The 8,092-nt window shown below is 55.6% G+C and carries 6 protein-coding genes and 1 pseudogene; 5 read left to right on the forward strand and 2 right to left on the reverse strand.

The annotated features are described in order from the left end of the window. A partial coding sequence (locus BLT27_RS18520; RefSeq protein ID WP_139172425.1) for a transposase occupies positions 1-302 on the forward strand: 302 nt, incomplete at its 5' end. 205 nt (positions 303-507) lie between these two features. Here the strand turns inward: BLT27_RS18520 and BLT27_RS18525 are convergent. Continuing rightward, a complete protein-coding gene (locus BLT27_RS18525; RefSeq protein ID WP_089736573.1) occupies positions 508-2,058 on the reverse strand; it encodes an oligosaccharide flippase family protein in 1,551 nt (516 codons plus the stop codon). A gap of 10 nt (positions 2,059-2,068) precedes the next feature. Beyond that, positions 2,069-3,388 carry a sulfatase gene (locus BLT27_RS18530; protein WP_089736575.1) on the reverse strand — a complete coding sequence of 440 codons (1,320 nt, stop codon included), beginning with the start codon at positions 3,386-3,388 and terminating at the stop codon, positions 2,069-2,071. Positions 3,389-3,541: 153 nt separating this feature from the next. Here BLT27_RS18530 and BLT27_RS18535 point away from each other — a divergent pair, with 153 nt between their 5' ends. The 4 genes and pseudogenes from BLT27_RS18535 to BLT27_RS18550 form a co-directional block, all read left to right on the forward strand. Beyond that, positions 3,542-4,669, forward strand: coding sequence for a glycosyltransferase family 4 protein (locus BLT27_RS18535; RefSeq protein ID WP_089736577.1), 1,128 nt, complete (start codon positions 3,542-3,544; stop codon positions 4,667-4,669). 190 nt (positions 4,670-4,859) lie between these two features. Continuing rightward, positions 4,860-6,557, forward strand: a complete 1,698-nt coding sequence (locus BLT27_RS18540; RefSeq protein WP_175526523.1) for an O-antigen ligase family protein — start codon at positions 4,860-4,862, stop codon at positions 6,555-6,557. Next, positions 6,554-7,642, forward strand: coding sequence for a glycosyltransferase family 4 protein (locus tag BLT27_RS18545; protein WP_089736582.1), 1,089 nt, complete (start codon positions 6,554-6,556; stop codon positions 7,640-7,642). Before BLT27_RS18540 ends, BLT27_RS18545 begins: the two co-directional genes overlap by 4 nt. Before the next feature lie 198 nt (positions 7,643-7,840). Then, positions 7,841-8,092 (forward strand): annotated as a pseudogene (locus BLT27_RS18550) (IS5/IS1182 family transposase); the annotation flags it as partial.

Raw genomic sequence — 8,092 nt, forward strand, 5'->3', positions numbered from 1 at the left:
CAGGCGACCTGCGGAGCCTCGCCGCCGACAAGGGCTACGACGATATGGGTTTCCGCGAGGAGCTTCGCGCAGAAGGCGTTCGACCGCTGATCAAGCATCGCGTCTTCGCACCGTACGACCACGCGCACAACGCCCGGATCGACGATGACCTCTACAACCAGCGGTCGGTGTGTGAGACCGTGAATTCGGTGATTAAGCGCTCGTACGGCTCCGCCGTCCGAGCGCGAGCGTGGTATCGCCAGTTTCGTGAAATTGTGCTCGCCGCCGCAGTCTACAACGTCAAACAAGCCGTGAAACAGTGAATCCCGTCGCCATCTGCGGATTCAATGAAGCCCTACGAGACCGAAGGCGATGACGAGAGTGAGACGGTTGAGGCTGTCCGGCGAATGGGGAACTATTCAGACCAGAGTCGTACTGTCGTCGAGACGGTAGGCTTCTCTCAGGCACGTCCAGATTCGCAGCCCTTGGTTGATTCTCTTGGTAGCTCATCGGATACGTGGAGCGAATTCACCGGCGCAGCACCGAGACGACCTGTCTTGCCGAGTCCAAATCACGCCCCAGTTTCGTTTCGAGCTGGGCAACAAGTCGGCGCTCAGCCTCACTAATTCGTGCGTACCGCACGGAGAGTGTGAAATACACGAGGCCGTATAGCCCGAGAACAGGGATGAGTAACCCGACCTCGTTTCTGACAAGTGACGAGAGAGGCGACCACACACCGATTAATACTGTAGTCATGACCCCTAAACGAGCGAAGTCCCAGGTAAATGGAGAGATCCTCGTAACCACGTACAGATATGCAGAGAAACCTACGTTAAGTAATACGTAGGCCGCCGTAGTTGCAACCGCAGCACCAACGAGCGGATATTTCGGTATCAGTAGAAAGTTGAGTAAGAGATTTACAACTGCGGCTATCGCGTTCGCGACGAATACGGCTCTCGTTCGACCGACAGCTGTCAGCGTTGCCCCGTTAAGCCCGAGGACAGCGTGGGTGAGAAAACCAACAGCAAGGATCTGAAGCGCTATGGCCCCTCCAGTATATTTCGGACCAAACGTCAAAGCGATTGAAGCCTCCGGAAATACAACAGCAGCTAAAAACAGCGGTGCAGTCGCTACCAGGATCCATTTCGAGACCGTCTGGTAGAGTGCTTTCATCTGGTCGTCAGCATTGTCTTCATGGAGCCCGGAGAGAACTGGCATCGCAATGAATCGAAACGAAATCAGGACGACCGTCAGAAGCGTCGCGAGAGGGTACACCGCCTGATAGACTCCTACCGTTTCTACGTTGGAATAGTACCATATAATGTATGTATCTAGTTGCTCAAACACGAGTTCCATCACAGACACGAGCATGAGTGGAAGTGAAAACGAGAGTAAATCACGATGGAATCCAGCCGACCCACTCGAGAGGGAGAGCGGGGAGTGTCGTAAAAGATAGTACACACCTAGCGTTCCGGCGACGAGGTACGACCCGAAGTAAGCCCAAGACACTGAGACTGCTTCCCCGCCGATTAAGAGTGCGAACACGATGAATCCGAGCTGACTCACCGGGAGTGCAACGTTTCGAATGACGACTTTCGGAACGGACTCTTGGGCTCCCTGCGCAGCGCCGATGGCAAGTTTCATCATTACTGCCAGTGGGACTGCTAATCCGAACACACGTAGCGAGGGAGCGACAGTTGGGTCACCGAATACAGTAGTCGCGACTCGATCTGCCTGAGTGACAATGGCAAGAGTGACCACGAGCGAGGCAGGAATAGCGAGTTGAATCCCCGACACCACGACTCCGCGTCGCTTCCGTACGTCGTCAAGCCGTGGGAGATGTCGTCCGATACCGAGATTCACTCCAAGCAGCGACACAGCCGTAGCAGTCACCAGCAGCGTCCGACCGAGGCTTACCGCCCCATAGTCGAACTGACCGAGTTCTCGGGCAATAGCCGCTCGCCCGAGGAATCCCAATCCGAGCTGTATGATCATTCCTCCAAAGAGAACTGCTCCCCCTACTGCGAGCGTATCAAGTCCAGAACTACTGCTGTCGCCCTGTTCCTCCTCAGTAGTCATACCCGACGCCTCATGCGTATCCGAGGTCCTCGAGCCGGTCTTTCACTTCTTCGGGGACTTCTGCCTGCCCATCAACGCTTCGCTCATCCAACTTGGCCACGAAATCGGAGATAGAATCTCTACAGAATTCTTGGGTTAGTATTTCATCGCTGTCAATCTCCACGCCATCACGAGTCTCGAAGCAGTATCCCTCGTCTGTTGCAATTCCCCTCCTAACCGTGTCGTACGTATCGACTATCTCGTCGTCAAACGAGTCTCGGAGCCTTCCTTCACTCCACGACGTCAATCCACGGTACTCTGTGAGTCGGTCACCCTCGATGTCTTCAAGTAGATTCTCCCCACGGCCTTCAGAGTCATTGATACCCACAAGTTCCAGAATCGTTCGGTAGACATCAACGAGACTCACAGCCTCTGTCCGAGTTTCGTCGTCTAACTCCGGCCCGGAGATGATCAACGGCACGTGTGTCAATTCTGGATACACACCGTATTCATGACCCCACCCCCCGTACTCGCCGAGCAACTCGCCATGATCCGAGAGTGTGATGACGTAGTCGAATTCAGCGAGTACGGTATCGTACAACTCGGCATAAATATCTGAGAGATATCGCGCGCAATCTTCGTATGCTGCAACCACCTGTTGGCCGTTCTCGCCTCCCAGTTGAAGATCACCGACTGCATCAGTCATTTCTGGCTCTGGTACCGAGGCGTAGGACTCGGGCACCCGATACGGCTCGTGTGTCTCCATCAGATTTAGGAACAGGAATTCGTCTTCGCCGAACGACTCGTCCTCGAATTGGGCCATCGCTTCCTCCGCCCCACCGTATTCGACGCCGTCACCCGAACTCAATTTCAACTCGAGACCGGTCTTGATCGAGCGGAGAGTGTCGACATCCTCCGAGACACAGCGCTTGATACCACCCAGATACTTCTCCAGCCCCGTCGTCTCCGTCGTTCGACTGTACTCACGCCAGTCGAACACCGAGTCGTCGTTCATGTGCTCGAATCGGTCTGGGACCCGAAAGTCGGAGAAGCCTCGGTCGAAGTCGAAATGGCTCGTGACGTTCGTGTTCGCGCTGAAGGCTCGGGTCTCGTATCCTTCGTTTCTGAGTAGCTCCGTGAGTACCGGACTCTCCACATCAAGGTACATGTTCTTGGCATGCACGCCAGTCTCGCTCGGGTACAGTCCAGTAAAGAGTGAGCCGTGAGCGGGAACCGTCCAGTTCGCTGTCGAGTACGCCCGCTCGAAGCGAACACCCTCCAGCCAATCGAAGTGCTCGTCGAAAGCGTCTTTTCGAAGGGTGTCGAGAACCACCAGCGCGATACTCGTCATAGCAAGTTGCACCTCGATTTGTTAGGAGGTGGTTTCACTATTTCGATTCTAGCCACCTGCAGCCGTTATCTCTGATATCGATATCCTGTCCGCGGACCTCCTGTCGGTCGTCAAGCCGAACACGTTATTAAGTACAGTTCCACATTGAGGTATGTGAGTCGAATCGCCGTCTTCCACCCCGATCTCGGGATGAGGGGAGGTGCCGAGGATGTCTGTCTGCACGCGATAGAAGCACTTCAGGAAGACGGCCACGAAGTGACGTTGTTTACCTTGACTCGGCCCGATTTCTCCGGGCTAAACGAGTACTTCGCCACATCAGTCTCTACACCGACTGTCCGGGTGCCAGGCAGACTCGGTCCTCTGCTCGCCCGGAATCTTGAGAACAAGCTCGTCCGGCTGCAAGCCTGCCTCCTCTACCGCGCAGCCCGTAATCAACTCTCCAGCTTCGACGTAGTCGTAAGTACGAAGAACGAGTTCCCCTGCGACGTCCCAAGCGTACAGTACGTACACAGCCCCCGGTTCGAAGCCAAAGATCCGGGGCTAGACCGGAAGTCTTTGGCAAAAAGTGCCTACGAGCGTCTGATTCGCGCCATCGTCGACTTCGACCCTGAACGCGTCGCCAGCTCGACGCTACTGGCCAATTCGGACTGGACCGCCGGACTCGTCGAGGATGTTTACGATACTCAAGTGCAAACCGTTTATCCGCCGGTTTCGCTATCTGGGTTTGAACCGACACCCTGGTCGGAGCGTGAAGATGGCTTCCTCACTATCGGTCGCGTCGGCCCGAGCAAACGAATTCTGAAAAATATCGATATCGTCGGTCAGCTCCGGGACCGGGGACACGATGTCCACCTCCATATCGTTGGCCCAACCAGCGATAGCGCGTACTCTGAGCGTGTTCGAGAACGCGGAGCGGACCTATCGTTCGTCCATATCGAAGGGAGTGTATCCCACGAGAGACTCCTCGAACTGCTTGGTAGTCATCGATATGGTCTCCATGGTCGGCCGTACGAACATTTCGGAATCACTGTCGCAGAACTCGCGAGTGCCGGCGCAATTCCGTTTGCCCCGGATAGCGGTGGTCAACGCGAGATTCTCGGCCAGAAAGCGCAACTTATGTACAGCGATATCGACGATGCGATTGAAAAGATGGAAACGGTATTGTCGTCACCGAAGATACAGTCGTCAGTCCGTGATGACCTCGAATCGGTTAGAGAAGCGTATTCCCCCGAGCGATTCAAGAAAGATATTTGTTCGGCTGTGAATCAGGCACTTCCATGACCGGGACTGAGAAACCCGTGGACGTATGCTTCATCTCGTCGTCTAGTATGAGCCCTGCCGGGTTGATTTGCTCGGGACAGTCCGAATGTGAGAAGGCCATGTCACAGAGGTTGGAAATTTGAACTATTCGATGTCGGCCTATCTGGCCCGGACAAAATCGACTCCGTTCGCCACTACGGCCTCACTTTCCGTGCTGCTGGTGACCGGATTGGTTGGGGTTGTTCCAGCGGTTACAGTAGCACTTGCCGGCGGCGTTGCCAGCAAACTCATCGTGATGCTGATTACTCTATTGACTGTCGGCATTGTATATCTCGCGGTCGCGTACGTGCTTGACGCTCTGCGGATTGGGACATATGTTGCGATGTTCGTACTATCGACGTTTGCCGCGAACGTACCACTTGCTGGTGACCAGTACTTTCGATTCATTCCGGGTTCCCTGGGACCACAGGTGTGGCTGGTTCAGGCACCGTTGTTGCTCCTGGTCCTGTGGCTTGCGTACGACGGTGCGTTCACCCGTGACTCAATCACCCGGATCGAACTGACGTTCGCGGCGTTCGTCACGTGGTCCGTATTCTCCGCTCTCTTGGGATCCGGTCCTCGAACGGATATCGCACTCTACTTTTCTTGGCTTCAGTTCCAGGCGTTTGTCCTGTTCATGGTTGTACGGCGAGGAGTAGAAAGGGAGGAAATCACGCTTCCAACTACAGTTCTCACCTATGCAATCGCGATTGTTGGGCACGTTGCTTTCAGCGTTGCGCAACTCTGGACACAGAAGCCGATTGGTGTGAGTTATCTCGGAGAATCCATTGCATGGAACCCGGTGTCGTACCCTCTACTCGACGTCAGCAACCGCGTCATCGTGTCAGGGCTCACTGGGCATGGATACGTTCTCGTTGGCCTGGTACTGCTGTCATTCCCAGGAATGCTGTGGATTGCGGCGTATATGGGTGGTCGGTACGGTTCGATGAGTCTAATCGGCGCGGTGGCTGCAGCGGTGATTCTCAGGTTAACTACCTCCGATGCAGGCCGCGGTGCGTTTCTAATCCTCCTTGTATCTCTCGCAGTTGGAATCTTACTTATATTTAAGCATGGTAACGGCGACCAAATCTTCGAACTTGAAAATTCCCGGACCATGGTAGCCAAACATCGGAATCAAGCCGCATTGTACGCCCTTAGTTTCGTCGTAACTGTCACCAGCATCTTGTTCCCCTCCAACAAGTCGAATACAGCAATTGAGGACGTTTCCAACGTTGGAAGCAACCCAACCACTTCACCGGCAGAGAACACGCAGGGGCCCCCTCCATCGGGAAGTGAGAACGTTTCAACCAATGGAAGCAACCCAACCACTTCACCAGCAGAGAACACGCAGGGGCCCCCTCTATCGGGCACAACAGAATATGGTGGAGACCTATCAGTCCCGTTTTTCAACTTGAAGAATCTTGGATTCCGGTTCCAACAGTACGTGGTCGGTCTGGATATATTTCGCCGGAACCCCATGTTCGGCATCGGGGGCGGTAATTATCCCCACGTCGCTCGCGAGTATGGCGTACAGAACAAACTCCACATTCCGATCCCCCACGCATTGCATAATATATACATCATGTTGCTGGCAGAGACGGGGCTCCCCGGATTCCTGTTGTATTTCCTGACGGTGGCTCTCGTATGTCACTCCGGGCTCCGTTCAATTATAGATGGAAACCGACCCTATCTCCATCTCTCGGTACTTGCTGGTCTAGTCGCGTATCTGTCGTTCGCTTTCTTCGCACATCCCTTAGATAAGCTCACAGCACTGTTCCCGTTCTGGGCGTTCGCTGCTGCGTTGGTTGGCGACCACAGACGAGGTGTAGTGACCGGTGAGATTGACATGAGCGGCCACACCGAGCGATGACAACGATAGTCGCAGTAAACTGCCGCGTCCTCTCGAAACCCACGCTCACGGGTGTCGGGCGGTACACACTACAGTTGCTTGATTCGCTCGTCACCAGAGACGACGGTCTCGAGTACGTCGCGTTCGGCATCGACGAGCTTCCGGAGCTTCTCCAGGGGAGAGATGGAATCGAGAGTGCCCGTGAACCCGCGTGGTCACCGAGTGGCCCGGTCGCCCACGCCTGGGAACAGTTCCGGTTACCGCTCGCACTCCGCCAACACGAGGTCGATCTCTTACACACTCCCGCCGGGCACGCACCGGCTCTCAGCCGGCTCCCCAAGGTCACGACGATTCACGACATCTCTCCCATCGCTCATCCGGAGTGGTTCTCCACGGGCTATGCCACCCTCTACCGGATACTGACGCCCGTCACCGTGCGGACGAGCGATGCGCTCATCACAGTCTCCGAGTCTGCCGCTACCGACATCAGGGACCGATACCCTTCCACATCGGTTCACGCCGTCCAGAACGGGGTGGCTCGGGTTCCCAACGGAGAACGCCCAACCGAGTTCGACGTACCCGAGACGTACTTCCTCTTCGTCGGCTCACTCAACCCCCGGAAGAACATCTCTGGACTCCTCAGAGCATACCGAAAGTATCGTGACAACACCGAGGAGCCAGCTGCTCTCCTCCTGGTCGGACCCGAGAACGACGTGTTTGCGGACGTCGGCGTCGACCCCGTTCCGGGAGCGCACACGACTGGATACGTCTCGGATTCGGAGCTCGGCTGGCTGTACCGTCACGCCCGCGGGTTCGTGTTCCCGTCGCTGTACGAGGGGTTCGGTCTCCCGATTGTGGAAGCGATGAGCGTCGGGACGCCCGTCATCACCGCGGAGTATGGAGCGATGGCAGAGACTGCGAACGACGCGGCGATCCTCGTCGATCCGGAGGACGAGGCTGCGCTCGCGGACGCGCTCCTCGAGCTCGATACCGACTCCTCCCACAGGGAGGCACTCGCGGCTTGCGGTCGCGAGCGTGCCGAGAAGTTCACGTGGGAACGAGCGGCTGGAGAGACTACTAGGATATACGAATCGGTGCACAGTTAATTGATACAATATTTAATTAAAAATAAAACCATTTCCCTATCTTTGCTCAATTACTGGAATAAACCCATCGATCTTTGACAACGTCGGCCCATGCTTTCGAATATAATGGAATGATAAGAGAGAACGGCTCTATTGAATCCACGGACGGCGTAGGGACGAGTCGTCAGAACGTTGGAAGTGAAGCGGGAGAGTACAGTTGTGCAAAAGGTACTCTTCCGCTTCGTTAAACAAGCTGTCTCGATAGCACGAAAACTTACTGATGCTGCGCTAATGCAGATCAGCCATCCAGCCGGCAACGGGGTTGCCGGCTGGAAGCACGCCGTCCTGCACTTTCTCCGGCTTCACATGGACGCAACGCTCCAAGAAGTCCTCGACTGGGCCGAGGAGATGGAGCGGGTACGAGCCGCGCTCGTTCTCGAGCGCGGCGAGTTCCCCGGCCCATCCGCGCTC

Origin of the sequence: Haloarchaeobius iranensis, assembly GCF_900103505.1 — an archaeon.
Classification (GTDB): Archaea; Halobacteriota; Halobacteria; order Halobacteriales; family Natrialbaceae; genus Haloarchaeobius; species Haloarchaeobius iranensis.